23 protein-coding genes are annotated in these 25,269 nt (G+C 56.9%); 13 read left to right on the top strand and 10 right to left on the bottom strand.

Annotation, left to right across the window (positions count from 1 at the left end; translation table 11 throughout):
* Nucleotides 1–25 precede the first annotated feature (25 nt).
* Both U2949_RS05725 and metF read left to right on the top strand, forming a co-directional pair.
* Nucleotides 26–364 carry a phage holin family protein gene (locus U2949_RS05725; RefSeq protein ID WP_009462594.1) on the top strand — a complete coding sequence of 113 codons (339 nt, stop codon included), beginning with the start codon at nt 26–28 and terminating at the stop codon, nt 362–364.
* Nucleotides 361–1,200, top strand: coding sequence for a methylenetetrahydrofolate reductase [NAD(P)H] (gene metF, locus U2949_RS05720; protein ID WP_026484122.1), 840 nt, complete (start codon nt 361–363; stop codon nt 1,198–1,200). Before U2949_RS05725 ends, metF begins: the two co-directional genes overlap by 4 nt.
* 143 nt (nt 1,201–1,343) lie before the next feature.
* Here metF and U2949_RS05715 read toward each other — a convergent pair whose 3' ends face one another.
* Nucleotides 1,344–1,973 (bottom strand): 5-formyltetrahydrofolate cyclo-ligase, encoded by a 630-nt coding sequence (locus tag U2949_RS05715; protein WP_026484123.1) that lies wholly within the window; start codon nt 1,971–1,973, stop codon nt 1,344–1,346.
* Between U2949_RS05715 and U2949_RS05710 the strand changes: the two genes are divergently transcribed.
* Together U2949_RS05710 and U2949_RS05705 are read left to right on the top strand one after the other, a co-directional pair.
* Entirely contained in the window at nt 1,972–4,074 is a 2,103-nt protein-coding gene (locus tag U2949_RS05710; RefSeq protein ID WP_026484124.1) for a lytic transglycosylase domain-containing protein, read from the top strand. The genes U2949_RS05715 and U2949_RS05710 overlap by 2 nt on opposite strands.
* Before the next feature lie 11 nt (nt 4,075–4,085).
* The gene (locus U2949_RS05705; RefSeq protein ID WP_257723870.1) at nt 4,086–5,231 is read left to right on the top strand and encodes a tRNA CCA-pyrophosphorylase; all 1,146 of its coding nucleotides are present in this window, start codon (nt 4,086–4,088) and stop codon (nt 5,229–5,231) included.
* A gap of 306 nt (nt 5,232–5,537) precedes the next feature.
* On the opposite strand, the gene U2949_RS05700 is transcribed toward U2949_RS05705, so the two are convergent.
* Nucleotides 5,538–6,752 carry a class I SAM-dependent methyltransferase gene (locus tag U2949_RS05700; protein WP_321286611.1) on the bottom strand — a complete coding sequence of 405 codons (1,215 nt, stop codon included), beginning with the start codon at nt 6,750–6,752 and terminating at the stop codon, nt 5,538–5,540.
* Between the two features lie 4 nt (nt 6,753–6,756).
* The gene (locus U2949_RS05695; protein WP_026484127.1) at nt 6,757–6,978 is read right to left on the bottom strand and encodes a hypothetical protein; all 222 of its coding nucleotides are present in this window, start codon (nt 6,976–6,978) and stop codon (nt 6,757–6,759) included.
* A 118-nt stretch (nt 6,979–7,096) separates the two neighbouring features.
* Here U2949_RS05695 and U2949_RS05690 point away from each other — a divergent pair, with 118 nt between their 5' ends.
* Nucleotides 7,097–7,666: a class I SAM-dependent methyltransferase gene (locus U2949_RS05690; RefSeq protein ID WP_321286610.1), complete on the top strand. Its 570-nt coding sequence runs from the start codon at nt 7,097–7,099 to the stop codon at nt 7,664–7,666.
* A gap of 85 nt (nt 7,667–7,751) precedes the next feature.
* On the opposite strand, the gene U2949_RS05685 is transcribed toward U2949_RS05690, so the two are convergent.
* Together U2949_RS05685 and ppc are read right to left on the bottom strand one after the other, a co-directional pair.
* Complete coding sequence (locus U2949_RS05685; protein ID WP_321286608.1) at nt 7,752–8,534, bottom strand: sulfite exporter TauE/SafE family protein; 783 nt, start codon at nt 8,532–8,534, stop codon at nt 7,752–7,754.
* A 139-nt stretch (nt 8,535–8,673) separates the two neighbouring features.
* Entirely contained in the window at nt 8,674–11,508 is a 2,835-nt protein-coding gene (gene ppc, locus U2949_RS05680; protein ID WP_088451288.1) for a phosphoenolpyruvate carboxylase, read from the bottom strand.
* Between the two features lie 163 nt (nt 11,509–11,671).
* Between ppc and ilvD the strand changes: the two genes are divergently transcribed.
* From ilvD to U2949_RS05650, 6 genes are all read left to right on the top strand, one after another.
* Nucleotides 11,672–13,531 (top strand): dihydroxy-acid dehydratase, encoded by a 1,860-nt coding sequence (gene ilvD, locus U2949_RS05675; RefSeq protein WP_026484131.1) that lies wholly within the window; start codon nt 11,672–11,674, stop codon nt 13,529–13,531.
* Nucleotides 13,532–13,703: 172 nt separating this feature from the next.
* A complete protein-coding gene (locus tag U2949_RS05670) occupies nt 13,704–14,189 on the top strand; it encodes a cupin domain-containing protein (RefSeq protein ID WP_026484132.1) in 486 nt (161 codons plus the stop codon).
* A 152-nt stretch (nt 14,190–14,341) separates the two neighbouring features.
* Entirely contained in the window at nt 14,342–15,364 is a 1,023-nt protein-coding gene (locus U2949_RS05665; RefSeq protein ID WP_321286604.1) for a TRAP transporter substrate-binding protein, read from the top strand.
* A gap of 18 nt (nt 15,365–15,382) precedes the next feature.
* On the top strand, nt 15,383–15,895 hold the full coding sequence (locus U2949_RS05660) for a TRAP transporter small permease (protein WP_051316331.1): 513 nt from the start codon (nt 15,383–15,385) through the stop codon (nt 15,893–15,895).
* Complete coding sequence (locus U2949_RS05655) at nt 15,896–17,188, top strand: TRAP transporter large permease (protein ID WP_026484134.1); 1,293 nt, start codon at nt 15,896–15,898, stop codon at nt 17,186–17,188.
* The gene (locus tag U2949_RS05650) at nt 17,185–18,633 is read left to right on the top strand and encodes an amidase (protein ID WP_321286601.1); all 1,449 of its coding nucleotides are present in this window, start codon (nt 17,185–17,187) and stop codon (nt 18,631–18,633) included. The genes U2949_RS05655 and U2949_RS05650 overlap by 4 nt, the downstream gene beginning before the upstream one ends.
* 83 nt (nt 18,634–18,716) lie before the next feature.
* Here U2949_RS05650 and U2949_RS05645 read toward each other — a convergent pair whose 3' ends face one another.
* Nucleotides 18,717–19,370, bottom strand: coding sequence for a GntR family transcriptional regulator (locus U2949_RS05645; protein ID WP_321286599.1), 654 nt, complete (start codon nt 19,368–19,370; stop codon nt 18,717–18,719).
* Nucleotides 19,371–19,653: 283 nt separating this feature from the next.
* Between U2949_RS05645 and nadE the strand changes: the two genes are divergently transcribed.
* Entirely contained in the window at nt 19,654–20,481 is an 828-nt protein-coding gene (gene nadE, locus U2949_RS05640) for an ammonia-dependent NAD(+) synthetase (RefSeq protein ID WP_321286597.1), read from the top strand.
* Nucleotides 20,482–20,483: 2 nt separating this feature from the next.
* Entirely contained in the window at nt 20,484–21,239 is a 756-nt protein-coding gene (locus U2949_RS05635) for an IclR family transcriptional regulator (protein ID WP_321286595.1), read from the top strand.
* An 8-nt stretch (nt 21,240–21,247) separates the two neighbouring features.
* On the opposite strand, the gene U2949_RS05630 is transcribed toward U2949_RS05635, so the two are convergent.
* From U2949_RS05630 to U2949_RS05615, 4 genes are read right to left on the bottom strand one after another with little or no spacing between them, the layout of a single operon-like run.
* Nucleotides 21,248–22,414 (bottom strand): acyl-CoA dehydrogenase family protein, encoded by a 1,167-nt coding sequence (locus U2949_RS05630; protein ID WP_321286593.1) that lies wholly within the window; start codon nt 22,412–22,414, stop codon nt 21,248–21,250.
* Entirely contained in the window at nt 22,411–23,640 is a 1,230-nt protein-coding gene (locus U2949_RS05625; RefSeq protein WP_026484140.1) for a CaiB/BaiF CoA transferase family protein, read from the bottom strand. Before U2949_RS05625 ends, U2949_RS05630 begins: the two co-directional genes overlap by 4 nt.
* 17 nt (nt 23,641–23,657) lie before the next feature.
* Nucleotides 23,658–24,656 carry a Bug family tripartite tricarboxylate transporter substrate binding protein gene (locus tag U2949_RS05620; protein ID WP_407654164.1) on the bottom strand — a complete coding sequence of 333 codons (999 nt, stop codon included), beginning with the start codon at nt 24,654–24,656 and terminating at the stop codon, nt 23,658–23,660.
* Nucleotides 24,657–24,715: 59 nt separating this feature from the next.
* Nucleotides 24,716–25,096 carry a cupin domain-containing protein gene (locus U2949_RS05615; protein ID WP_321286591.1) on the bottom strand — a complete coding sequence of 127 codons (381 nt, stop codon included), beginning with the start codon at nt 25,094–25,096 and terminating at the stop codon, nt 24,716–24,718.
* Between the last annotated feature and the right edge of the window lie 173 nt (nt 25,097–25,269).

Here is a 25,269-nt window from a genome sequence, read left to right as displayed (position 1 = left end):
GGACGCCTATTCTTGGAGCCCTATCATGACTTTGCTACTTGTCTGGATCCTGAATGCTGTTGCCCTGCTGGTTGTCGCCTACATCCTGCCTGGTATTACGGTTGCCTCGTTTGGCTCGGCACTGATCGCTGCGCTGGTACTGGGCCTGCTCAATACCTTGGTCAAACCTTTGCTGATTGTGCTGACCTTGCCCATCACTATTGTGACGTTGGGCTTGTTCCTTCTGGTGCTCAACGCCTTGGTGTTCTGGTTTGCGGGCTCCATCCTCAAAGGCTTCCAGGTTGAAGGCTTCTGGTGGGCCGTGATTGGGGCGATCGTCTACAGTCTGGTTTCCGGGCTGCTGTCGGGATTGTTAATGAAATGAGCAACAAGCAAACCTTGAGCCTGGAGTTTTTCCCGCCGCGAGACATCGCGGCGCAGGAAAAACTGGTGCGCACCGCCAAGTCCCTGATGGGCTTGAATCCCGCCTATGTCAGCATGACGTTCGGAGCCGGTGGCTCCACCCGTGCGGGCACGGTCGATGCGGTGGCACTGCTGCAAAAACTGGGTTTTGATGTCGCACCGCACTTGTCGTGCATTGGTACGGCACCCGCGCAGCTTAAAGAGATGCTGGACAATTACCGCGATCAGGGCATACGACGTATCGTGGCCCTGCGCGGTGACTTGCCCTCGGGTATGGGCGGTGATGCGGGCGAGCTGCGCTATGCCAGCGATCTGGTGTCATTCATTCGTGAAAACTATGGCGAACACTTCCACATCGAAGTGGCCGCTTATCCCGAGATGCACCCTCAGGCCACAGGCTTTAGCGACGACCTGGGTCACTTTGTGAACAAGGTCAAGGCAGGTGCGCACGGTGCGATCACGCAGTACTTCTTCAACCCGGACTCGTATTTCAGCTTTGTTGAGCGAGCTCAGGCGCAAGGAGTCACGATTCCGATCACACCGGGCATCATGCCCATTACCAACTCGTCGCAGTTGCTGCGGTTCTCGACCATGTGCGGTGCAGAAGTGCCGCGCTGGATTCGCCTGCGACTGGCCGATTTTGGTGATGATCGTGCATCGATTCGTGCTTTCGGTATCGATGTGGTGGCACGCTTGTGTCAGGACCTGCTCGATGGCGGCGCTCCTGGCATTCACATGTACACCCTGAACGGGGCAGATGCGAGCATGGCTATTTTGCCGAATCTGACCTGGCGCTAGGCTCTCAGATGTTTAATAAAAAACCCGCCAGAGGTCTTGGCGGGTTTTTTTATGGGGCGGCTATATGGCCTGTACCTTTTCCGGTTTGATCGACTGCTTTGTAAACAGAGTTCTCGATTAAACAGTTTGTGGTAGCGGGTTACTTATAGTTCCGGGGCGGGTACAGCCCAGCCTTTATCAGTCAGAATACTGTCCAGACGTTGATCGTGCGGGGCAGGCTGGTAGGATTGGCCCGACAAGTCGCCCACAGCCCAGGCAATACCAATGCTGGTAAACGCGTGGTTTTGTTCTTTCAGCGCCGCCAAGGTCCGGTCGTAGTAACCCTTGCCATACCCCAGACGATCACCCTGTCTGGTGTAGCCCAGGGTGGGGACCAGGACAATATCCGGTTGCATGGTTTTAGTGGAAATGGGGATTTCGATGCCGTAGCGACCCTTTTCCATTTCGGTCTCGGGTGTCCACTCGACAAAGCTCAAAGGGGCATCGGCCTCTTTGACAACGGGCAGACAGACATTGATGCCTTCCTCTTCCACCCATTGAAGCAGCAGTGGGCGCAAGTCCGGCTCCTGGGCCATAGGCCAGAAAGCGGCAATGGTGGTGGGTTCGGCACGGCCCTGTTCACGCAGGCGGCTGCGGTTGGTAGCCAGCCAGGTAAACAGACGGCCCCGGATCAGCAAAGCGCCCCGGTTGGTGTCGATGGAGGGCTGCCCGGCTCGCAGGTCTTTTAGTCGCGTGCGCAGCGCGGCTGCGTTATGCTCTACGTTCTGAATCATGGGTGATTTTCTAAAGGCCGTCACTATGGGTATCAACCAGCTAAAGTACCAGAAAACACCAGCTTGGGGCATGGCATCCATGCTTCCTCGCCCGCCCTTGAGCGCTTTGGTGGTGTTTGCTCTGGGTTTGGTCGGCTGTGCGGGGTCGCAGTCGCCGCAAGCCCAGACACATTCCCCGGATCCTGTCGTTGCCAAGCAAGCTGTCGTGTTGCAGCCTGCCAAAGAAGCCGTGCGTCGTTGGGATCGAGTCCCGCCTGTGCCGCCAACGGCCCGCCAGGCTTTGATTGACGCCCGTGATGCCATGCAGGCCAAGCGCTGGACGGCGCTCGATGCTCTGGCTCCGGTTGCCGCCAATGATCCTGTTCTGGGTTCTTATGCCGAGTACTGGCGCTTGCGCCGGATTTTGCAGGACACGACCACGCCCGTGCCTGATGAGCAAATTCGTTTGTTCCTGAGCGGCAATCAAGATGAATACCTGGAAAATCGCCTGAAGTCCGACTGGATTGTGGCGGCTGCTCGTACCGGCAACTATGCTTTGGTGCGTGAGCTGGCCCCCGTTCACGCCCCTACCTCGGCTGTGAAGTGTGCAGTAGCGTCGGCACAGAACGTGGCCGGTCAGCCTGTGGATGTGCAGGACTTGCTGGCGTCATTCTCTCCAAGCCAGGCCTGCTGGTCGGCATTGGACCAGTTGTACGCCCGTAAAGTGATCAGCAAGAATCAGGTCCGTGATCTGATGCGTGATGCTCTGGAAAATAACCGCACATCCCAGGCCCGCCGCCTGGCTGCGATTATCTTCACTGCGCCGCAAATGAAGGATTACACCGCTTTGATGGCTTCGCCGCAGAAGTGGCTGGATCGTAATGTGAACAACAGTTCGGTCAATCCGGAGCTGGTGTCCTTGGCCTTGTCCCGTCTGGGTCGTGGTCAGCGTGATGCTGCAGCGGCCTATATAGACCGTACCTGGGCGGGCAAAATCCCTCAGGAAAACCTGAATTGGGTGTGGGGCCAGTTTGGTCTGATCAGTGCCTTGCGGGTAGAGGACGATGCGGCCAAATGGTATCGCCGCTCCGGTCGTACCCCCATGACGGATTACAACAATGCCTGGCAAGTGCGCGCCGAGCTGCGTCAGGGCACCATCGAGTGGAAGCATGTCTCTGCCGCCATCGACAAGATGAACGATGCACAAAAGGCCGAGCCGGTTTGGGTCTACTGGTCGGGACGTGCACACGATGCCTTAGGTCATAAAGAGCAGGCGCGAGCCAAGTTCCAGTCCATTGTGGGTGATCTGAACTTCTACGGTCAGCTGGCTACAGAAGAGTTGGGCCTGACGCCTTCTTTGCCTCCTCAGCCACAACCTTTGACGCCGTTGGACATGCAGGATGCTCGTACCAACGCGGGCCTGCTGCGCGCGGTGGAGCTGTTCAAGCTGGGCTGGCGTCCGGAAGCCGTACCCGAGTGGAATTATGCTTTGCGTGGCATGAACGACAGACAGTTGCGTGCAGCGGCCGAGTTCGCGCGCGAGCAGCACATATACGACCGAGTCGTGAATACGTCCTTGCTGACCAAGAATGAAATCGACTTCAGCCAGCGCTTTATCGCTCCTTTTGAAGGTCGCGTGACCGAGCAGGCCAAGTCCATCAATCTTGACCCGGCCTGGGTCTATGGCCTGATCCGTCAGGAATCGCGCTTTATTACCGATGCGCGTTCGGGCGTCGGGGCATCAGGCTTGATGCAACTGATGCCTGCCACCGCCAAGTGGGTAGCCAACAAGATCGATATGCGCGATTTCTCGCCTTCGCGAGTCAACGAGTTCGAGGTGAACACAGTGCTGGGCACCAACTACCTGAACATGGTTCTGGGCCAATTGGATGGATCGCAGGTCTTGGCATCGGCAGGCTATAACGCAGGGCCAGGACGTCCCCGCCAGTGGCGCTCGCGCTTGAACACTCCGGTGGAAGGGGCCATTTTTGCCGAAACCATTCCCTTTACCGAAACGCGCTTGTACGTGAAAAACGTGCTCTCCAACGCGACCTATTACGCCATGATGTTCAGCGGTCAGCCGCAGTCCCTCAAAGGGCGTTTGGGTACTATTTCGCCTTGATGAGTCCGTCCATGCTTGATAACAGACAGCAAGCAGCTCTGGCGGCCCTGATGGGGCCGCCAGATTCTGTTCTTGAAGGCTTGCAGGTCTATGTGGTGGGCGGTGCGGTGCGCGATGCCTTGCTGGGACTGCCAGCGGGTGACAAGGATTGGGTCGTGGTCGGTGCCCGGCCCGAAGACCTGGCTGCCCGAGGTTTTGTCCCCGTAGGTGGCGACTTCCCCGTCTTTCTGAATCCCCATAGCAAAGAAGAGTTTGCCCTGGCCCGGACTGAGCGCAAGTCGGGCCGTGGTTACAAGGGCTTTACCTTTTACACCGGCACAGACGTGAGCCTGGCGGACGATTTGCGTCGCCGGGATCTGACCATCAATGCCATGGCCGTGGATGCGGCGGGGAATCTGCATGATCCCTTGAATGGTTTGGCGGATTTGCAGGCCCGTCTGTTCCGGCATGTGGGCACCGCGTTTAGCGAAGACCCGGTACGCTTGCTGCGTCTGGCACGTTTTGCTGCCCGCTTTTCCGAGTTCACCGTGGCCGACGATACCTGGGCTCTGGCACGTGAGCTGGTGGAGCAGGGCGAGGTGGATGAGCTGGTGCCTGAACGCATTTATCTGGAAATAGCCAAAGGCCTGTCCTCCAATCAACCTGCTCGCATGTTTGAAGTGCTGCGGGAAGTCGGCGCGCTAGAGCGTGTCATGCCCGGTTTGAGCTACAGCGATCAGGTGGGCGAGCAAGTTCAGATCGCTAAAGAACGTCAGTTGGATTTGGCAAGCTGCTTTGCTGTTTTGTGCCATGTCTCAGAAACGCCTGCGCAGGTGGCGGAGCAGATTCGTGCTCCGTCGGAATGGCGCGATCAGGCCCGTCTGTTGCCCGTACTGCTGAGCAGTCCTGCTTTGCAGCAACCCCGTGCAGATGTGGAGTCGGCCTTGCAGGTGATGGAGTCGCTGGATGCCTTGCGCAAGCCGGATCGCTTCATGCAGCTGGTCAATGCGGCTGCATGTCTGGAAGCGGTCCCGGAATGGGAGTGGGATAAGCTGCGCATGGTTATGGCTGGTGTGGACGCAGGTGCAGTGGCGGCGAAATTCAAGGCTGAGCCTGGCAGAATCCGTGAAGAGGTACGTGCGGCCAGACTGGCGGCCCTGGAGCAATCAGTTGAGTAGTGAGTGATCAGTCCGGAGTACACAAGTAGATAAGCGGCCCATTGGCCGCTTATCTTTTTTGTGGGCTTGGAGCCGTGTGTGCGGTTCTGTTCTGGGTTCAGGAACAGATAGACCATTCAAGCTGGTTTCTGGTTTCAAGACAGGATGATCTGCAAGATCCTCTTTGCACCGCTGCCGTAGCTAGAGGTCTTGGCTTGGGCGTGGTTATTTACAGCAAAAAAATGGCAAGGTACGTGCCTTGCCATTTCACCGTTCAGGTGTACCGCCCTTTAGTCAGAAACGGCCAAAGGCCGGAGCTGAAAACACTTACAGACGCTCGCGTCGATCTCCGCTCATCGTGCCCAGCACGGGAGCCGGAATATCGCGCCCAATAATCAGCACCTTGAACAGTTCCCCCATTTCCGCTTCAGACAGCAGCTTGTTGGCGGCACTCATGGTCTGTGCCCATTGCTGTTGCACGGCGGGCGATGGGTCTTCCGGCGGAGAAGCCAGGAAGTTGGTGATGCCGCAATTCATCAGGAAGCGTGCCTGACTGGTATAGCCCAGCACATCCAAACCGGCCTCCAGGGCGGCATCCGCCATGGCGGTGAAGTCCACGTGGGCGGTAATGTCCTGCAAGCCAGCCAGCACCAGCGGCTCGGCATGAGCAAAGTGGCGGAAGTGGCACATCAAGGTGCCTTTGTCACGTTGCGGGTGGTAGTACTCGCGCTGCGGAAAACCGTAGTCGATCAAAATGGCCGCGCCTTGCTTTAACCAAGTACCCATGCTGCGCACCCAGGCTTCGGCTTGCAGGTTGATCTCGGATAGGTAGAAGGGCTGCGCTTCCACGCGCTCGGCCACCAGCGAAGCCAGATGGTCGGGAGCCGGGCGGGTAGCCAGGTAGAAAGGCGCTGGCAGGCCCTGGGCTGTGCTGTCGTCTGCGGCAATAACGCCCACTTCCAGCACCTTGCCAGCCACATCAAACGTGAACAGGCTGGCAGGCATGGCATCCAGAACCTCATTAGCCACCACGCAACCCTTGAAGCTGTGTGGGGTGCTGTCCAGCCATTGCACTTGTGCTTGCAGGGGGGCCAGACGCTCTTGCTGACGCGCACGCAAGTCCGGTGATACTTCCAGAATTGAATACTGCGGCTCGATACCTTGCTTGCGCAATTCCGTAATCAGCGCTTCGGCCAAAGCGCCGCTGCCCGCGCCAAACTCCAGAATGGACAGGGATTGGCTGCCTTCCAGTACTTCCATGACCTGACGGCTCAAGGTTTGAGCAAACAGGGGGGAGAGTTCGGGCGCCGTCGTAAAGTCGCCCGTTGGCTGATTGCTGCCAAACTTGGTGCTGCCACCGGTGTAGTAGCCCAGATGGGGGGCGTACAGCGCATGGTGCATCCATTGGTCGAAAGGCAGGAAACCGCCTTCATCTGCAATGCGGTCCAGCAAGTAATCGTTAACCTGTGCGACGTGTTTTTTCAGTTCCTCGGACAGGGGAGGTAAACCGTGTGGCAGGGCAGGGGCGGACAGTACGTTCATGGCGTCAGTTGGGCTTGTCGTTAGGTGTCTCGGAAGAAGCCGGGGCGGCGCTCTTGGCGCTGGCTTTCTTGGCCTGGGTCACTTGGTGCAGGGTGCGGATCATGCCCACCAGCATCCCGATCAGGATGGAGGTGACAGCGGCCAGGATGAAGTTGCCGTAGACAAACCATAAAGGCAGGCACAGAACGGCCATCAGCAATATGGGTTTTTGCAGCAGAACTTTCATACACCCTCAAAAAATAGCGTGGAATCGGGGCCAATTGTAGCCCAGGCCAGTGCTGTGCTTGAGCTTGCCCACTGCTGCGTTACCATGGGCGTTTTGTCTGCTTAGCAAAGGGGTAAGGATGAACGACAGGGGACAGGCCAGCGCCTGGTTACAGGCATGGGCCCATTTGATTCCGAATCCGGGCACGGTTCTGGATGTGGCCTGTGGTCGGGGGCGCAATGCCCGCTGGTTGGCCGAGCGCGGCAATACCGTGATCGGTGTAGACCGGGACCCGGAAGCGGTGGCAGCGACTTCGCCTTACGGGGAAATTATCCAGGCTGATATCGAAAATGGTCCCTGGCCTTTTGCCGGGCGCAAGTTCAATGCTCTGGTGGTGACCAAGTACTTGTGGCGCCCCTTGATGCCGACTTTGCTGGAGAGTCTGGAGCCAGGTGGGGTGCTGGTTTACGAAACCTTTGGGGTGGGCAACGAGCAATACAACACGCCGCGTAATCCGGACTTTCTGTTGCAGCCGGGTGAGCTGCTGCGCTGGTGTGCAGACTTCGACATCGTGGCCTATGAGCATGGTTTCCGGGCCGATCCGGACCATATTGTTCAGCGCGTTGTCGCCGTGCGTCCGCGTGAGGGCGGCTCTTTCAGCGATTACCGTCTGAATCCGCAAGACGGTGGTGGCAGTATCTGCGAGTAAAGTATGTGCAGTTTTGAGCCAAGCGCAGCGCTTGGCTCAAAGCCATGTATCCGTTGTTGCTTGAGCGCGCGTATCGAATCGCGGCTTAAAACAGATAGGTACGCGCCAGCATGGACAGGGCCACAATAGCGGTCAGAATGCTGAAACCCTGTTGCAAGCGCACAGGCGGAATATGAGGGGCCAGTTGTCGGCCTATCACCATGCCACCCATGGCCGAGGCCACAAATACCCAGCCGCTAAGGGGGATCACTGCCCCGTGTGCCAGACTCATGGCCGACGCGCTCAGAGAAATCAGGGCGATCAGCATCAAGGAGGTGGCCACAATGCTGTGCATGGACAGGTCGCTGAAACGCTTCAGGGCAGGCACGATCAGAAAGCCACCGCCCACGCCCAACATGCCCGAAAACAAACCCGCTACGGCACCAATGGAAGCCAGGGTGGCCGTGCCTGCTGGTGTCCAGCGCAGGCGGCCGGTTTCCGGGTTCAGACAACAGGGTGTATGAGCATGGGCCGTTGCCGCCGGACGACGCAGCATCTTGGTGGCAATCCACAGCATGATGGCGACAAACAGCGTTACCAGCACTTTTTCCGGCAAGGCATGGCTGATGCGTACGCCCAAAGACGTGACCAAAGCGCCTGTTACGGCCATGAACATGGCAGCTCTATAGCGCACGATATGTTTGTACAGACCATCCAGTGCGCCGACCAGGGCTGCGGCGCCCACAGCCAGCAAGGCCACCGGAGTGGCCGCTGTCATGCTGTAGCCCATGCCCAGCACCAGAGCGGGCACGGCCAAAATACCGCCACCCGCGCCAGTCAGGCCCAGCGACAGGCCAGTCAGAATTCCCAGGATGATTGCAAGCGCCATAAGCCAGATGGCGTGACCCCGGTAGGGATCACGCCTTTTTCAGAAAGCGTAGTAATGGCTTATTGTACGCTCTTAACTTCTTTTGGAAATTAGCTTATTTATAAAAGTAATTAATAGAGCCAATTTCCATGGTTTCGCTTTAGCCCGAGTTACGCAGGCCAGCCGCAATACCGTTGATCGTCAGGTGAATGACGTGTTGCTTGTTCACACCGCTGCGTGTGGGCTTGTTGGCCTTTTCACCTTGACGGCGATGGCGGCGCAGCAGTTCCACCTGCAAGTGGTTCAGCGGGTCAATGTAGGCGAAGCGTTCGGCCAGGGCATCTTGCAAAGCCTGATCGTGCGCCAGCAGTTCATGGCCGGTGATTTCACGGAACAGTCGGTGTGTAAGCTCGAACTCGTCACGGATTTGCGTGAAGATGGTCTCGCGCAGTTCCTCGTCCTCGACCAGACCGGCGTACTTCAGGCCGATATCCAGGTCAGTCTTGGCCAGCACCTGCTCCATATTGGACAGTAGCGTGCGGAAGAAGGCCCAGTCGCGCGCCATGGTTTGCAGTTGGGCCAAACGTTTGGCGCGGTTCAGGCCATCATTGGGCAGCCCCGATTCCAGATAGCGGTTCAAGGCCGTGCCCATGCCGTACCAGCCAGGAATAGGCAGACGGCATTGCGCCCAGGAGAAACTCCAGGGGATGGCACGCAGGTCTTCAATGCTTTGCGTGGCCTTGCGCGAGGAAGGACGCGAGCCGATATTCAGGCCAGCAATTTCCTTGATAGGCGTGGACTGGAAGAAGTACTGATCAAAGTTCGGCGTACCGTAGACCAGCTGGCGATAGCTTTGATGGGCCTGCTCGGACATCCAGGCCATGGCGTCACCATACGCAGCCAGATGTTCGTCGTCATTGGACGAGCCTTTACGTGAACCCAGGCTGGCTTCCAGCGTGGCAGCGACAAACAGCTCCAGGTGCCAGCGGCCCACGTCCGCATCCTTGTAGCGGCCTTGAATCATCTCGCCTTGCTCGGTCAGACGAATCTGGCCATTCACGGTGCCTGGAGGTTGCGCCAGAATCGCGTCGAAACTGGAACCACCGCCTCGGCCTACCGAACCGCCACGACCGTGGAACAGGCGCAAACGCACTTTGCGGCGCGAGAAAACCTGCGCAAATTCACGCTCGGCACGGTACAGCGTCCAGTTGGAGGTCAGGTAGCCACCATCCTTGTTACTGTCCGAATAGCCCAGCATCACTTCCTGCACGCTGTCCTGAGCGTGACGCACGCGCTGGCGGATTTCAGGCATATCCAGCCATTCCTGCATGATTTGCGGGCCACGCTCCAAGTCAGGAATGGTCTCGAACAGCGGTACAACCATCAGACCTTGATGCTCTGGCTCGTTGGAGTTGGGCACGATCAGGCCGGTTTCTTGTTGCAGCACCAGTACTTCCAGCAAGTCGCTGAGCGTTTCGGTGTGCGACACAATGGTTTGTTCCAGCGCACGCGCACCAAAGCGACGGCGGCATTCGGCGGCTTTGCGCAGAATGGACAGTTCTTTCTCGGTTTCTTCCGAGTAGCGATACCAGGGCGAAACCAGGGGGCGATGGTGGCGCAACTCCGAGCGCAGCAAAGTGATGCGGTCTTCTTCGGACAGTTGGCGGTAATTGACGGGTTCGTCCTTGTACAGCGTGCCTGCCACGCGGAACAGCTCGTCCAGTACGCGCTCGTGCACGTCCGAGCTTTGGCGCAGGTCCAAAGTGGCCAGATGGAAGCCAAAAACCTCCACAGCTTGAATCAATTCGTTCAAACGCAGGCCGGCAATGGCGCCGCCTTTGTTTTCAGCCAGGGAGTCGGCAATGATTTGCAGATCAGCCTTGAATTCTTGCGGGTTTGCGTAGGGTGGGGCGGCGTAAGTGGGGCGATCGGCCAGGTCGCGGCCCAGCAGGTTCTGCGCTGTGGCCGCCATACGGGCGTACAGATGAATAAAGCTGCGGCGATAAGGTTCGTCTACACGGTGTGGCGATGGGTCCTGGCTGCTGGCCGACAAGGCCGCCAGGTCTTTGCTGACGCGGTTCAGTGCGTCGGATACGGAGATTTCTGTACCCAGCAGACGAATCTGCTCCAGATAGTGTTGCAGCGCGCGTGTCGACTGGCGCAGCACCGCTTGTTCAACCGTTTCAGGGCCCACATTGGGGTTGCCATCGCGATCGCCGCCAATCCAGCTGCCCATGCGCAAAAAGGCGGGAAGGGAACGTGTTTTCTGATCCAGCAGGCTTTTTTTGCCCGGTTCCAGCAAACGGTCCAGATCGTGGTACAGCTGCGGAATGGTGGGCAGGAAGGTGGAGCCGTAATAGGCCAAGGCGTTATCGATCTCGTCCATCACCGTCAGCTTGTGATCGCGCAGCATGCGGGTTTGCCACAGCAGGGACACCAGACCGGTCAGCTTTTCCTGGGTGCGGGCTGATTGCGTGGCGCTGGCTTTGTGATCCAGGCCGTTCAATTCATCGGCAATGGCCATATGCACAGCCAGCGTACTTTGGCGCTGAACTTCGGTAGGGTGAGCCGTCAGCACCGGCATCACACAGGCTTCTTGCAGATAGCGGCGAATTTTCTTGGCGCTCAAACCCTGGTCCATCAAGGTTTGAATGGCATGTTGCAGGCTGCCCAGCAGCTTTTCGGGATCTTGCTCTTCGCGGCGACGGTTCTGGTCGCGGTCCTCGGCAATATTGGACAGGTGCAAAAAGTAGGCAAAGGCACGGGCCACGGAACGGGCCTGCGCATCGTTCAGCTTGGGAATGTCTTTTTCCAGAATCCGTGCTTGCTGCGGATCGTGTTCACGTCTGAAACTGACAGCCGCCCGGCGCAGGGCTTCAATCAGCGTGAAGGTTGCCTTTCCTTCGCTATCACGAATCACCTCTCCCAGGGCCTTGCCCAGAAAGCGGATGTCCTGTCGAAGCAGGTTGGAAAGGTCAGGCACGGCCTGCGGCATAATATATCTCCTGTTAACTAAGGGGTTTTGCTGCAAAGGATTCTGGGTGCCAGATCGGTAGCCGCCCTACGGTAAGACGCCTTCCCGACCTTGACGCGCACAAAGCGCCTTGGGACGTTTATGATAGGTATCTTTACATAATTTTCCTGTTCAGAGAGTAGTCATGCCCCAATATCGCTCCCGTACCTCGACCCACGGTCGGAATATGGCCGGCGCGCGTGCCCTGTGGCGCGCCACCGGTATGAAAGACGAGGATTTCTCCAAACCGATCATTGCGGTGGTGAACTCCTTTACGCAATTCGTACCGGGTCACGTACACCTGAAAGACATGGGCCAGCTGGTTGCCCGTCAAATTGAAGCGGTCGGCGGTGTGGCAAAAGAGTTCAACACCATTGCGGTGGACGACGGTATTGCGATGGGCCACGGCGGCATGTTGTATTCCCTGCCTTCGCGCGAACTGATCGCCGACTCGGTGGAATACATGGTCAACGCCCACTGTGCCGATGCAATGGTGTGTATCTCCAACTGCGACAAGATCACCCCCGGTATGTTGATGGCCGCCATGCGCCTGAACATTCCTGTGGTTTTTGTGTCGGGCGGACCGATGGAAGCGGGCAAGGTCTACTCGCCAGACGGCAAGACCGTGGTGCAAAAGCTGGATCTGGTGGACGCCATGATTCAAGCCGCTGACCCTAATGTCACTGATGAACAGGCTGAAGCCGTTGAGCGCAGCGCTTGTCCGACCTGTGGTTCCTGTTCGGGCATGTTTACCGCCAACTCCATGAACTGCCTGACCGAGGCGCTGGGCCTGTCCCTGCCTGGTAACGGCACCATTGTTGCCACCCACGCTCGCCGCCAAGGCTTGTTTGAGCGCGCTGGCAGCCTGATCGTGGATCTGGCCAAACGCTACTACGAGCAAGACGACGAATCCGTTCTGCCACGCAACATCGCCACCTACCAGGCTTTTGAAAACGCCATGACCCTGGACGTGGCCATGGGCGGCTCCACCAACACCGTGCTGCATTTGCTGGCCGCTGCCCAGGAAGCCGGTGTGGAATTTACGATGGCCGATATCGACAAGATTTCGCGCCGCGTCCCTTGCCTGTGCAAAGTGGCCCCCGCTACCCCCGAATTCCACATGGAAGACGTGCACCGCGCAGGTGGCATCATGGCTATTCTGGCCGAGCTGGCCCGTGCCGACTTGCTGAACCTGGATGTAGGCAACGTACACAGCGGCACTTTGCGTGAAGCCATCAAGCGTTGGGACGTCAAGGGCGACAACGTCAAAGCCATCAGCGACTTCTTCCGTGCTTCCCCCGGCGGCATTCCGACCCAAGTGGCCTTCAGCCAGGACCGTTACTACCAGGAATTGGACACAGACCGCGCCAAGGGCTGTATCCGCGACAAGGCTAATGCTTATTCGCAAGACGGTGGCTTGGCTGTGCTGTACGGCAACCTGGCCATCAACGGTTGTATCGTCAAGACCGCTGGCGTAGATGAAAGCATTCTGACCTTCACCGGCACGGCGCGTGTTTATGAAAGCCAGGATGACTCCGTAGCCGCTATTCTGGATGGCGTGGTCAAGGCAGGCGATGTGGTCATCATCCGCTACGAAGGCCCCAAAGGTGGCCCTGGTATGCAGGAAATGCTGTACCCCACCTCCTATCTGAAATCCATGGGCTTGGGCAAAAGCTCGGCCTTGTTCACCGATGGTCGTTTCTCCGGTGGCTCGTCCGGTCTGGTGATTGGTCATGCGTCGCCTGAAGCTGCCGAGGGTGGCAATATCGCCCTGGTGCAAGATGGCGACACCATCGAGATCGACATCCCCAACCGTCGTATCCACTTGGCCATCAGCGATGAAGAAATGGCCGCACGCCGTGCCGAAATGGAATCGCGTGGCTCCAAGGCCTGGAAGCCAGTGAACCGCGAGCGCGTTGTGTCGCAAGCACTGAAAGCCTATGCCGCGCTGGCAACATCGGCTGACCGTGGTGCCGTGCGTGATGTGTCGCAACTGGACCGCTAAGCACTAGTTCTGCTTGTAAAAACCCCACCTGCCTTGAAGCAGGTGGGGTTTTTTTATGCCTGGTAGAAACGTACCGGGTAAATACGAATATTCCGGTGCCATCGTCCTGATAGAATCCATTTCATATAAAACGGGATCCCATTTTGTTAATTTGGTTTTTAAGGAGGAAGTGATGAGTGAAATAGATCCAATTACCTTGGCTCCGATTCTGAATCCGGGTGGCATCGGCGGCCCGCTGACGGCAGCTCACCGGGAAATGGCGGTCAAGCATCGGGATGATCTGGAGTGGGACAACCTGCGCTACGAAGGGCAGTTCACCAAGATGATGTTCCACCCCACGCAAGACGACCCCACCATTCCCAACGCCGGGGTCGTGAAGTATCTGAAGGGCTCCGGGCACCCTTTGCACAGCCATTACTTTGCCCAGATCTGGTACATCCTGGCGGGCAAGTTCGAGATCAATGGCGTGATCTACGGCGAGGGCACCATGGTGTTTCACCCGGACCCGCATTACGAGCACGCACTGACGACCCTGGAAGATGGCGAGATTCTGTACGTGCAGTACATGGGTCCGACCACCCGCCAGCCTGCGATTTATGAAGGCCGCTTCAATATGAAAACCCGCCGTTCCCTAGACGAAGAATCCAGAGCGGTGTAAGCAGTCCCGCTTTAACAGCGAGCTACAGGAAAGCTGCCCATGCCTTTGCGTATGGGCAGCATCAACAAGCAAAAAAAGCCCGATCAGGGCTGGCTTGAAACACAAATAAAACTGAACAGAAATTCAATACCACAGGATGCAGGGGGACGATCATGAAACGAATGACACGAGTGGGAATCGCGGCTCTGGCGATGCTGGGCGCGCTGAGCGCATGTGGCAAAGGCGGTTCGAGCGAGACAGCAAACCATGAAAGCAAAGGCCCGCGAACACTACAGCTTGCCCACGTTTCGGTAGAGCAGGGCGAAGACATGTACCACCACCTGGCAACGAGTTTTGCCAAGCGAGTGGAAGATCAAACCAAGGGGGCAATCAAGGTCCAGGTGTTGGGCGGAGCCCAACTGGGTGGCGAGCGCGATGTGGCTGAAGGCATGCAGTTGGGCACGGTGGACATGAGCCTGCTTGCCAGCTTCACCTTGGGCACCTTTGAGAAAAAAGCGATGGTGTTTGATCTGCCTTACCTGTTCAAGGATTACCAGACCGCCTTCAAAACCCTGGACTCCAGTTTCACGGATCCGATTGAAGCAGATCTGGAAAAGTCCGGCCTGAAAATTTTGGGTTGGGGGCATGGCGGTTTCCGGAATCTGTACAACTCCAAGCACGCAATCCGCAGTTTGTCGGATCTGAGCGGCATGAAAGTGCGTACGCCGGAAAGTCCTATTTATGTGGATACCTGGCAGGCGCTGGGCGTGAATGTCACCTCCATGGCGTATCCGGAGCTGTTTACCGGCCTGCAGCAAAAAACCATTGATGGTGCAGAGAACCCCACGGCCTTGTTCTATACCAGTCGCTTCTACGAAGCGGCCCCTTATCTGTCCCGAACCGAGCACGTTTATGTGGCGATTCCTTTGGTGATTTCCGGGCGGGTCTGGGACACCTTATCGGCTGATGAAAAAGCCATCTTCCAGAAAGCGGCCAGCGAGTCGGTGCAGGAGCAACGTCAGTTCCTGATCCAGAGCGAAGCGCAGATCGAGAAGAAACTGATGGAGGCAGGCGTGTCCATTAATGCCGATGTGGATAAAGCGCAGTTCCGCCAAGCCGTCATGCCGATTTACGAAAAATACAAGACGGTGATTGATCCTGATCTAGTCACCCGTGCTGCGGCGCTTGCTCAATAATCCTGGCGGATAACCATCATGAAACACTCTTTGCTCGATTGGGCCGATAGAGTCAGTACCCGCCTGGATAGCTTATGCAGAACCTTGGGGGCGGCATTTCTGGGGCTGATTGTGCTGGCCGCATCAGTGCAGGTGGCCGGGCGCTATTTTATGGGTTACTCCCCACCATGGATTGAGGAAATCACACGCTACAGCTTTATCTGGATGATCATGCTAGGCACGGCTGTGCTGGTTAAAAGCAATGGCCATGCCGTGATTGACCTGCTGGTGATGCGACTGAAAGGCAAAGCCCGCCAAGTGCATAGCGGCGTGGTTCAGATTGCGATTTTGACCTGCGCACTGGTCCTGCTGGTGCAGGGTTTGCAACTGATTGCCATTGTCTACCAGCAGCTTAGTCCTGCGCTGCGTATCTCCATGGCCTATGTGTACGCAGCCTTGCCGGTAGGCGGCGCCATCATCGCCGTGCAGTGTGTGAATGCTCTGCTGGACGGGTATCGGGATCAGCCCAGCCAGTCGTTGGAGGGGGTGTAAATGCAGGAAGCTCTCTTACTTTTTAGTTTGATGTTCACGCTGTTCATCGCGGGCATTCCTATCGCCTTTTCCTTATTGCTGTGCAGTGCGCTGTTTTTGCTGTTTACCGGCATGCGTCCACTGATTGTTGTGCCGCAGCGTGTGATGGCGGGGCTGGACTCCTTCCCCTTGCTGGCGGTGCCGCTGTTTATCCTGATGGGAAACCTGATGGAAAAGGCGGGCCTGTCCAGGCGCCTGATTGATCTGATCGACATGCTGGTCGGGCGCGTCCATGGCGCACTGGGCTATGTGACGGTGATTGCTTGTGCCATGTTTGGTGCCTTGACTGGCTCGGCTCCGGCAACGGTGGCGGCTATTGGCGCCATCATGATGCCCGCGATGATCGCGCAGAAATATCCGGCTTCTTTGGCGACAGGGATTACGGCTTCGTCCGGTGCCTTGGGCAATATCATTCCGCCCAGCATTGCCTTGATTCTGTATGGCGCAACCGTCAACGTTTCTATCCCCAAGCTGTTTGTAGCCAATATCCTGCCCGGCTTGTTGATGGCTCTGGCTTTCATGCTGACCCATATGCTGCTGACCAGAAAGCTGAAAGTGCCTAAAACCGCAGCGCGTTCCTATACCTCGCAAGAGATGGTCATGGTGGCTTTGAAGGCGATTCCGTCCTTGTTGATGCCTGTTGTGATTCTGGGCGGCATCTATGGTGGTGTGTTCACGCCTACCGAAGCCGCCGCCGTGGGTGTGGTATTCAGCCTGGTGTTGGGCGTGTGCTACCGCCAGTTCACTGTAGGTACCCTGTGGCAGGTCATGAAAAGCTCGGTAGAAACCTCTTCCATGGTGGGCATTATTCTTGGCGCAGCCGGTATTTTTGGCTGGATTCTGGCCTCGGCGCGTATCCCCATGCTGATGGTGACGGAACTGACGCCTTTGCTTGATACACAGTTCCTGTACCTGGCCTTGCTGGTGGTGTTTCTGCTGCTGGTTGGTTGCGTGATGGATGCTGCAGCCAGCATTGTGATCCTGGCACCGATTCTGGTTCCTATCGGCATTGCCTTGGGTGTGGATCCTATCCATTTGGGTGTGGTGTTCTGCGTCAATCTGGTGGTGGGTTTCTTTACCCCTCCCTTTGGCCTGAATCTGTTCACGACGGTCTCCGTATCAGGCCAGCCTTACGAGGTGGTGGTGAGAGGGGTCATGCCCTTTGTCATTGCAGCCATCATCGTTCTGTTCATCCTGGCTTATGTGCCTGAGATCTCCCTGGTGCTGGTTCGTTTGATGGAGGCGTCAGCATGATGCGTAGTTCCCACAAGGACGAGCCAATCGCCAAATCTGAGAGCGCCGTGGACATGAAGTCTCCCACGTTTATGGATCTGATTTATGCCAGTGCGGATGAATTGCAGCGCTTGTATCAAAGCAAAGTGGTGTCTCCTGTAGATGTGGCAAGGGCTACGCTGGATGCAGTGGATCGCTGGAACCCCATTGTGAATGCCTACTGTTATCTGGACCGTGCCTTGACCTTGCAAGAGGCAGCCGAATCAGAGGCTCGCTGGATGGCAGGTGCGGCACGTGGTCCTTTGGATGGCATTCCGTACGGAGTTAAAGACTTGCTTCTGGTGCGTGGCTTGCCGACTGGCTATGGTTCAAGTGCAGCAAGGATGGCGGACGCTGCCCAGGATGACGCGCCTGCGGTGGCGCGGATGCGTGAAGCCGGGGCGGTACTGATCGGCAAAACGACGACCTCGGAGTTTGGCTGGAAGGGAACGGCGGACAGTCCCTTAACGGGAGTCACCCGTAATATCTGGGACTTCAGTCTGACCAGCGGAGGCAGCAGCGGCGGTGCGGCCACGGCGCTGGCAGCGGGGATGGGGACGCTGCAAATCGGTACGGATGGCGGCGGGTCCACCCGTATTCCCGCCAGCTTTTGCGGCGTCACCGGCATGAAAGCTACCTTCGGGGGCGTACCTGCCTGGCCTGCTGGTCCGATGCTGACTTTATCCAATGTCGGTCCCATGGCCCGAACCGTGGCGGACCTGGAAGGTTTGCTGAACGTCATGATGCAGGCCGACCCACGTGACTGGAACTCGGTGCCCTTGCCGCGTCATGTGCGAGCTCCCGCTTTTACCTTGCAGGGCCTGCGCATCGGTCTGCATCTGGATGAGTATTGCAGCCCCGAGGTCAGGGGCATCATCCAGGCGGCGGCGGACAAGTTGCAAGAGCAGGGCGCGCATATCATGCCTACCGAGCTACCCTTGGCTGGCTCAAAAGAGCTGATTACGGCGCATTGGGAAGCCGGTACGGCCTGGTTGGTAAGTCAGGTCTCTACCGGGCAACACGCTTTAATTGATGAGGGCCTGCGCCGGGTTGCCAGCAAGGGCGAGCAAAACAGCTTGTCAGATTATTACCAAGCCCTGATTGGCCGACAAAAGCTGGGTGAGGCCATGCTTAAGCATTTTGCGCAGTTTGATCTAGTCCTGACGCCTACCGTTCCAATATTGCCCTTTGAGGCAGGTCGGGAAGCTCCAGCTGAGGCCAGTTCGCAGAATTGGCTGGATTGGAATCCCTATACCTATCCCTTCAATTTGACGCGGCAGCCTGCCATTTCCTTGCCTGCCGGAATCAGCGCCTCTGGCTTGCCCGTGGGGCTGCAACTGGTGGGGGGACTGTATCAGGATGAGTGGCTGGTGGATGTTGCCCAACTGGTAGAGGATTGCCTGCAAGTGCGCAGGCCGCGGTTTTAACAATCGGGTGGTTTGTCCGGGGGATCGCAAACCACCTTGATTGTGCGGTGCCACCTCTCCTTGCGGGTGGCACTGTTTTTTATTTAGCGCTCAGGCAACCAGTCCAATACCAGGTTCATGGTCTTGGCAACGTGCTCGGTCATGGCTTCGCGTGCTGCTGTCCCATTGCGTTCGGCCAGTGCAGAGATAATTGCTTCGTGCTCCAGAATATTTTCTTCCATCAAACGCGGCGGCATTTTCGAGGCAAAACTTAAAGCGCTGGAGACGCTGTCGTTTTGCAGCTCCTGAATCAGCTCGTGCAGGCGCTCGTTGTGACTGGTGATCGTAATCAGGTCATGGAAAGAGCGGTTGTGTTGCAACCATTCTGACCCCTCCTCGCTGCGCACACGCGTTCGCAAGGTGCGGGCATAGTCGGACTGATGCTGCATCAGGACCTCCAGATCTGAGTCCTTGATCCAGTCTACCGCCAACTGCGCCGCCAAGCCTTCCAGTTCGGCCCGAATCTGAAATGCCTCGCGGATTGATTTGGCAGAAGGAATAGCCACAATCGTGCGTCCGGTCTTGGTCAACGAGGTCACGCGGCGTGCCTCCAGAAAACGCAGGGCCTCCCGAACAGGGGTGCGGCTGGTCTGAAACTCCTCCGCAAGCTCGTATTGACTTAGCGAGTCGCCGGGCCGGTAGTGGCCGGACTGAATACGTCTCAGGATTTCGTCTGCGATTTCAGTTGAGGATCTCATGGGATACGTCTGGTGAGCTTGCTGCCAGCCGGGCCTGTAAGCACGCTCAATGTCGCGCAAGGCACTGGATGGCATGGGCGGGTTTTATGATGCCCGAGCAGTAGCTAAGGGGCTTGTCTCAGTAAGGGCGATTTGTTTTTCTTGACTGAAGATTATATACAGAATCCATTTTTAATGAATAAGGATCCCAATTTTTTAAAAGCCCCTGATAAGGCGGTATGGCACAGCTCTCCCAGTCCTTTACAATCGAACTATTGTTCACTTTGTGTAGAGAGCCTGCGCCATGACAGATGATCAACGCGCTTTGCAAGCCAGTATCCGTGTGGAATTGGGGATCACGGATCATTTCGATGCTCAGGAAGAAATCGAACGTCGCGTCCGCTTTCTAAGTGACTATCTGCTGCGTACCGGCTGCCGCAGCCTGGTCCTGGGGATCAGCGGGGGCGTGGACTCCCTGGCAGCAGGGTGTCTGTCTCAGCGAGCCGTAGAGCAGGCACGTGAGCAAGGCCATCAAGCGCAATTCATCGCCGTGCGTTTGCCTTACGGTGAGCAGGCTGACGAGAAAGACGCCCAAGGTGGTCTGAAGGTCATCAATCCCGATCAGACCTTGGTCGTGAACGTGAAGCCCGCATCGGACGCCATGCTGGATCAGCTGCTGGCCTCCGGCCTGAAGTTCCGCGATGACGCTCAACAGGATTTTCTGATGGGCAACATCAAAGCCCGTCAGCGTATGGTGGCACAGTACGCGATTGCTGGTGCGAACGGTGGCTTGGTGGTGGGTACAGACCACGCCGCTGAAGCCTTGATGGGTTTTTTCACCAAATTTGGTGACGGCGCTGCTGACATTACGCCTTTGGCTGGCTTGAATAAACGCCGTGTGCGTGCCTTGGCTAGTGCGATGGGCGCTGCTGACGCCTTGGTGTTCAAAGTCCCCACTGCCGATCTGGAAAGCCTTAGCCCCTTGAAACCGGACGAAGACGCCTTTGGTGTCAGCTATGACCAGATTGATGATTTTCTGGAAGGCAAGGTGATTGATGATGAAGCCACGCAGATCATCATCAAGACCTTCCGTGCTTCGGCGCATAAACGTGCATTACCGGTGGCGCCCTGAGCATGAGCACCAAACCAGCCGAGAGCAATGTCAAAACTGCTCTGCGCGTTATCGAGATCATCGAACTGTTTGCTCGGGAGACACGCCCTTTAGCGCTTTCTGAAATGGCCCGATTGCTGGATGCGCCTGTATCCAGCTGCCTGGCTTTGCTGCGCACTTTGTCTCGGCAGGGTTATATCTACGAGACGGGCCGTCGGCAAGGTTATTACCCGACAGGCCGTTTGCTGGCGATGGCCCAGCGTATTTCTCAAGCAGACCCGATTCTGGAAAAAGTTCGCCCCAGCCTGGAAGAACTGCGCAACACCACGCAGGAAACCGTTGTGTTTGGCAAGCTGGATCTGGATAAGAAAGTGGTCTATGTAGAGGTGATTTCTTCCCCGCATCCCATACGCTATGTGGCGGTGGCAGGAACCCAACGCCATGTTCATGCTAACTCTATTGGTAAAGCGCTGTTGTCTCAGATGACACTGGAAGAGCGAGCCCAACTCTTGGGTGATGGACCTTTGGAAGCCTTTACGAACAAGACCTTGACCAGCCTGGACAGTGTGAATGCAGACCTGGAAACCTCTGCGCAGCGCGGCTGGTACGGCAATATGGGCGAGTCCATGTCGGATGTGGGCGGTATTGCGTGGCCTATCCGGCTATCAGGCGGCAGTTACGCCATTTCGATTGCAGGTCCTGTTTATCGTATTGAACAGAACCTGCAAAGTTACGCGGAGCGCCTGCGTGTAGCTTGCCGTTTTATTGAAGAGGCCTAGAAGGCGGCTCAATAGGACTTGGGCAGTCCCAGCACTTTTTCCGCTATATAGCACATGATTAATTGCGGGCTGACAGGAGCCAGACGCGGAATAAAGCTTTCGCGCAGATAGCGCTCTACATGGTATTCCTTGGCGTAACCCATGCCTCCCAGGGTTTGAATGGCGGTCTGACAAGACTGGAAACCGGCTTCGGCTGCCAGGTATTTGGCGGCGTTGGCATACTCCCCGCAAGGCTTGCCAGCATCATACAAAGCCGCAGCCTTTAAAGTGACCAGGTCGGCGGCTTCCAACTGCATCCAGGCTTGGGCCAGCGGGTGCTGTATACCTTGATTCTGCCCGATTGGTCGTCCAAATACGTGCCGTTCTTTGGCATAGAGGGTGGCTTTCTCCAGGGCGGCTCTGCCTAGTCCAATAGCCTCGGAGGCGATCAGAATTCGTTCCGGGTTCAAGCCGTGCAACAAATAGCTAAAGCCTTTACCTTCCTCACCGATACGGTCCTCAACAGGAATACGCAGCCCGTCGATAAACAGCATGTTCGAGTCCACGGCGTTGCGTCCCATCTTGTCGATATGACGCACCTCGATGGTGCTGCGATCCAGGTCTGTATAGAACAGAGATAGACCATCCGTCGGCTTTTTGACTTCCGATAGCGGGGTTGTGCGGGCCAGTAGCAGGATTTTGTTGGCAACTTGAGCAGTGGAAATCCAGATCTTGCGACCATGCACCTGATAATGGTCACCCTGCAAAACAGCACGGGTTTCCAGCTTGCTGGTATCCAGTCCGGAGTTGGGTTCGGTGACGCCAAAGCAAGCTTTGTCTTTGCCCTGAATTAATGGTGGCAGAAAGCGGGCGCGCTGTTCATCGTTGCCAAACACCACGACCGGATTCAGACCAAAAATATTCATATGTACGGCAGACGCACCCGAGAACCCGGCACCGGTACGGGAGATGGTGTGCATCATCAGGGCAGCTTCCATCATGCCCAAGCCCGCCCCGCCGTAGTCCTCTGGCATGGCAATGCCCAACCAGCCACCGTCTGCCAACGCTTTATGAAAGTCATGGGGATAGACGCCATCCTGATCGCGGGCCAGCCAGTACTCGTCATCAAACTGCTGGCAAACCGACTCAATAGCCTGCACCAAGGCGCGTTGATCTTCGCTTAATTCAATATTCATACAATCTGTTCTCGGGGTGAGGGGTGAACGCTGGCCAGCATGGCCTGTATGTCTTGCTCGCTGTAGCCCAGCTCTGCCAGAACCTGGGCAGTGTGTTCTCCCAGGCTCGGAGCATGGCGTCGAATGCTGAGAGGGGTGCGCGAATATTTGCCCAGAGGGGAGGGGGTGCGGATAGGGCCCTCGGTCGGGTGCTCCATATGCTGCAGATGCTGTACCGCTTGTAGATGTTCGTCATCGATCAGTTGTTCGATGGAGTACAAGGGGGCGGCCGGGATGTCGACCTGACGCAAGGCGTGGAGCCAATAAGCTGTGTCCTTTTGCTTGATCTGTGAGGCCACAAAGTCATAGACCTCGCCGATATGAATGGCGCGGGCCGAGTGCGAGCTGAAACGCGGGTCCTGTTGCAGTTCGGGTTGACCAATCAGGGAGAAGAAATTGGTCCAATGCTTGTCGTTGTAGATCAACAGCACCAGAAAACCGTCACTGGTTTGATAGGGCTTGCGCTCTTTAGCCAGCAGGCGGGCATAGCCGGTGGGACCCAGTGCAGGCTCAAAAGAGTGGCCGCCTAGATGATCGCCCAGCACAAAATGCGCCATTGCTTCGAACATGGGGATTTCAATTGCCTGGCCTTGGCCGCTTTGGCGTGCCTCAATGACACCAGCCAGTACCGCTACGGCCACATGCAGACCTACTGTGCGATCACATAGGGTCAACGGCGTATAGCGAGGTACATCACCGGATTGCTGCTGGTAGAGATGGCCTAGCCCCGTCATGCCCTGGATCAGGTCATCGTAGGCAGGACGTCCGGCGTAGGGGCCATCTTCCCCGAAGCCATAGGCGCCGACATACACAATAGCCGGGTTAGCAGCGGCGACGCGCTCGTAATCCAGGCCCAGGCGTGCCATGGCGGCCGGGCGCAGATTGTAGAGCAGCACATCCGATTCCCGAATCAGCTGCAGGCAGGCCTCTTGACCGGCAGAGGTCTTCAAATCCAGAACTACGGATCGCTTATTGCGGTTCAGATGGAGAAACAAGGCCCCCATAGCCGCGTTGCGCATAGGGCCGACTGCCCGCATGGTGTCCCCGCTGGGGGACTCCACCTTGATCACGTCAGCTCCCAGATCGGCCAGAATTTGCGTGGCAAAGGGCCCCATCACCACCGAGCTTAAATCCAGAATACGGATACCGCTCAATGGACCCACATTGTCCTTCTTGTGTTCAGTCATGGTTGGTGTCCACGCAATTACTGAGGGCCGAGATTGGCGTCATTAATCAGTTTTCCCCACAGTACATACTGCTCTTGAACAAACTGGGCGAACTCCTCGGGCGGGCCGCTAAAGGCATCAAAACCTAGCTGGGCCAGTTTCTGGCGCACGGTTTCGTCCTGAACAATTTCATTGATGGTGCGGTTGAGTAGCTGCACGCGCTCCGGGTCCATCCCTGCCGGGCCGAAAAATCCATTCCAGGAAGTAATGTCAAAGTCAGACAAGCCGGCTTCTTCCATGGCAGGCAGATCGGGCAGCAAGGCACTGCGTTTGGCGGTGGACACGGCCAAGGCTTTCAGACGGCCACTATTAATAAACGCCAGCCCGGAGGTGACGTCGGTAAACATGAAGTCCACTTGCCCGGCGATCAGGTCAGTCAGTGCTTGAGGGGTGCCTTTGTACGGGACATGCAGCGCTTTCATGCCTGCTTGCAGATCCAACGTGCCGCCTGCCACGATGCCGGTACTGTTGCCAGAGGCGTACGTAATCTGACCAGGGTTGGCTTTGGCGTATTGCAGCAGCTGCTCAACGGTTTGGTAGGGACGATCGGGATTGGTCACCAGGATAAAAGGCAGGTTGCCACCACGGGCAATGGGCGTGAAATCCTTGATCGGATCATAGGGCACATTTTTCATCAGCCACGGCGCAGCAGAATGCGAGGTATTGGTGGTGATGAACAGGGTGTAGCCATCTGGGGCAGCCCGTTTTACATAGTTGGCCGCAATGGAGGCATTGGCACCTGGGCGGTTTTCCACAATGATGGTTTGGCCTACCCGCTTGCCCATCTCTTCCGCAAAGATCCGGCCTACAGCATCGGTGCCTGATCCAGCCGGAAAAGGCACGATCAAGGTAATGGCTCGTTCCGGATACTGAGCCCAGGCATTGCCACTCATCAGCAGCATGGCGGCGCTACAGGCCAATACGGCCTTGCAGCGTGAACGTAGCGAAAGCAAAAGATTATTTTTCTTGAAATTCATAGCGGTCTCCTCAGGGTGGAAAGGCAGGGCGCGTTAGCCCAAACCAGCAAGCACGCGGATCAGCGGATAACCCGATCGGGGTGTTCTTCGTAGGGCGGCGAGTAAATCACCAGCAGCTGAGCGGGTTCATCGCTGGTGACGGTGAAAACGTGCTTTTTGTCAGGGGGGAGATAACAGCACTCGCCTGCTTTCATCTGACCGCGTTCGCCATCGACTTCCACATCGGCAGTACCGCTGAGCAGATAACAGACCTGCTCGATTCCAGGGTGCGCATGGGGCAGGGCGCCCTGGTTCTTTTCAATCACCCCCAAAAGCACCTCCACATGCTTGGCGCCGACATTGGCCTGACTGATCAAGCGGCGATTCACAGTGCCCGTGTGATTAGCGGGAGAGTAGGCAATGGCGTCTTCGGGACTAACAATCCAAGATGGTTTTTTCATTTCTAAATTTCCTGTGTGAGAAAAATATTTTACGTATGTGAAAAATTAAAAAAACTGGGGTTTACCTGTGGATGGTTGATTGGGAGGGTTTAAGCAGAAAAAGATGCGGCAGCTCGCACCTGAATTGCAGTCAGGCACGCGAAGTGGAAGGACTGGGAGAGGGAGTGAAGGGA

The sequence above is a fragment of the Alcaligenes phenolicus genome, assembly GCF_032063905.1.
GTDB classification, from domain to species: Bacteria; Pseudomonadota; Gammaproteobacteria; order Burkholderiales; family Burkholderiaceae_B; genus Alcaligenes; species Alcaligenes phenolicus.
The sequence above is the reverse complement of the archived record's forward strand: the minus strand, read 5'-3'. Positions and strand labels throughout refer to the sequence as shown.

What these genes read in the sequence shown, in the direction of transcription:
- nadE (WP_321286597.1), top strand. Translation starts at nt 19,654, where the DNA reads ATGACAGATGATCAACGCGCTTTGCAAGCCAGTATCCGTGTGGAATTG.
- ilvD (WP_026484131.1), top strand. Translation starts at nt 11,672, where the DNA reads ATGCCCCAATATCGCTCCCGTACCTCGACCCACGGTCGGAATATGGCC.
- U2949_RS05620 (WP_407654164.1), bottom strand. Translation starts at nt 24,656, where the DNA reads ATGAATTTCAAGAAAAATAATCTTTTGCTTTCGCTACGTTCACGCTGC.
- U2949_RS05635 (WP_321286595.1), top strand. Translation starts at nt 20,484, where the DNA reads ATGAGCACCAAACCAGCCGAGAGCAATGTCAAAACTGCTCTGCGCGTT.
- U2949_RS05625 (WP_026484140.1), bottom strand. Translation starts at nt 23,640, where the DNA reads ATGACTGAACACAAGAAGGACAATGTGGGTCCATTGAGCGGTATCCGT.
- U2949_RS05665 (WP_321286604.1), top strand. Translation starts at nt 14,342, where the DNA reads ATGAAACGAATGACACGAGTGGGAATCGCGGCTCTGGCGATGCTGGGC.
- U2949_RS05660 (WP_051316331.1), top strand. Translation starts at nt 15,383, where the DNA reads ATGAAACACTCTTTGCTCGATTGGGCCGATAGAGTCAGTACCCGCCTG.
- U2949_RS05670 (WP_026484132.1), top strand. Translation starts at nt 13,704, where the DNA reads ATGAGTGAAATAGATCCAATTACCTTGGCTCCGATTCTGAATCCGGGT.
- U2949_RS05705 (WP_257723870.1), top strand. Translation starts at nt 4,086, where the DNA reads ATGCTTGATAACAGACAGCAAGCAGCTCTGGCGGCCCTGATGGGGCCG.
- U2949_RS05725 (WP_009462594.1), top strand. Translation starts at nt 26, where the DNA reads ATGACTTTGCTACTTGTCTGGATCCTGAATGCTGTTGCCCTGCTGGTT.
- U2949_RS05655 (WP_026484134.1), top strand. Translation starts at nt 15,896, where the DNA reads ATGCAGGAAGCTCTCTTACTTTTTAGTTTGATGTTCACGCTGTTCATC.
- U2949_RS05715 (WP_026484123.1), bottom strand. Translation starts at nt 1,973, where the DNA reads ATGATTCAGAACGTAGAGCATAACGCAGCCGCGCTGCGCACGCGACTA.
- ppc (WP_088451288.1), bottom strand. Translation starts at nt 11,508, where the DNA reads ATGCCGCAGGCCGTGCCTGACCTTTCCAACCTGCTTCGACAGGACATC.
- U2949_RS05690 (WP_321286610.1), top strand. Translation starts at nt 7,097, where the DNA reads ATGAACGACAGGGGACAGGCCAGCGCCTGGTTACAGGCATGGGCCCAT.
- U2949_RS05710 (WP_026484124.1), top strand. Translation starts at nt 1,972, where the DNA reads ATGGGTGATTTTCTAAAGGCCGTCACTATGGGTATCAACCAGCTAAAG.
- U2949_RS05630 (WP_321286593.1), bottom strand. Translation starts at nt 22,414, where the DNA reads ATGAATATTGAATTAAGCGAAGATCAACGCGCCTTGGTGCAGGCTATT.
- U2949_RS05685 (WP_321286608.1), bottom strand. Translation starts at nt 8,534, where the DNA reads ATGGCGCTTGCAATCATCCTGGGAATTCTGACTGGCCTGTCGCTGGGC.
- U2949_RS05695 (WP_026484127.1), bottom strand. Translation starts at nt 6,978, where the DNA reads ATGAAAGTTCTGCTGCAAAAACCCATATTGCTGATGGCCGTTCTGTGC.
- U2949_RS05700 (WP_321286611.1), bottom strand. Translation starts at nt 6,752, where the DNA reads ATGAACGTACTGTCCGCCCCTGCCCTGCCACACGGTTTACCTCCCCTG.
- U2949_RS05645 (WP_321286599.1), bottom strand. Translation starts at nt 19,370, where the DNA reads ATGAGATCCTCAACTGAAATCGCAGACGAAATCCTGAGACGTATTCAG.
- U2949_RS05615 (WP_321286591.1), bottom strand. Translation starts at nt 25,096, where the DNA reads ATGAAAAAACCATCTTGGATTGTTAGTCCCGAAGACGCCATTGCCTAC.
- U2949_RS05650 (WP_321286601.1), top strand. Translation starts at nt 17,185, where the DNA reads ATGATGCGTAGTTCCCACAAGGACGAGCCAATCGCCAAATCTGAGAGC.
- metF (WP_026484122.1), top strand. Translation starts at nt 361, where the DNA reads ATGAGCAACAAGCAAACCTTGAGCCTGGAGTTTTTCCCGCCGCGAGAC.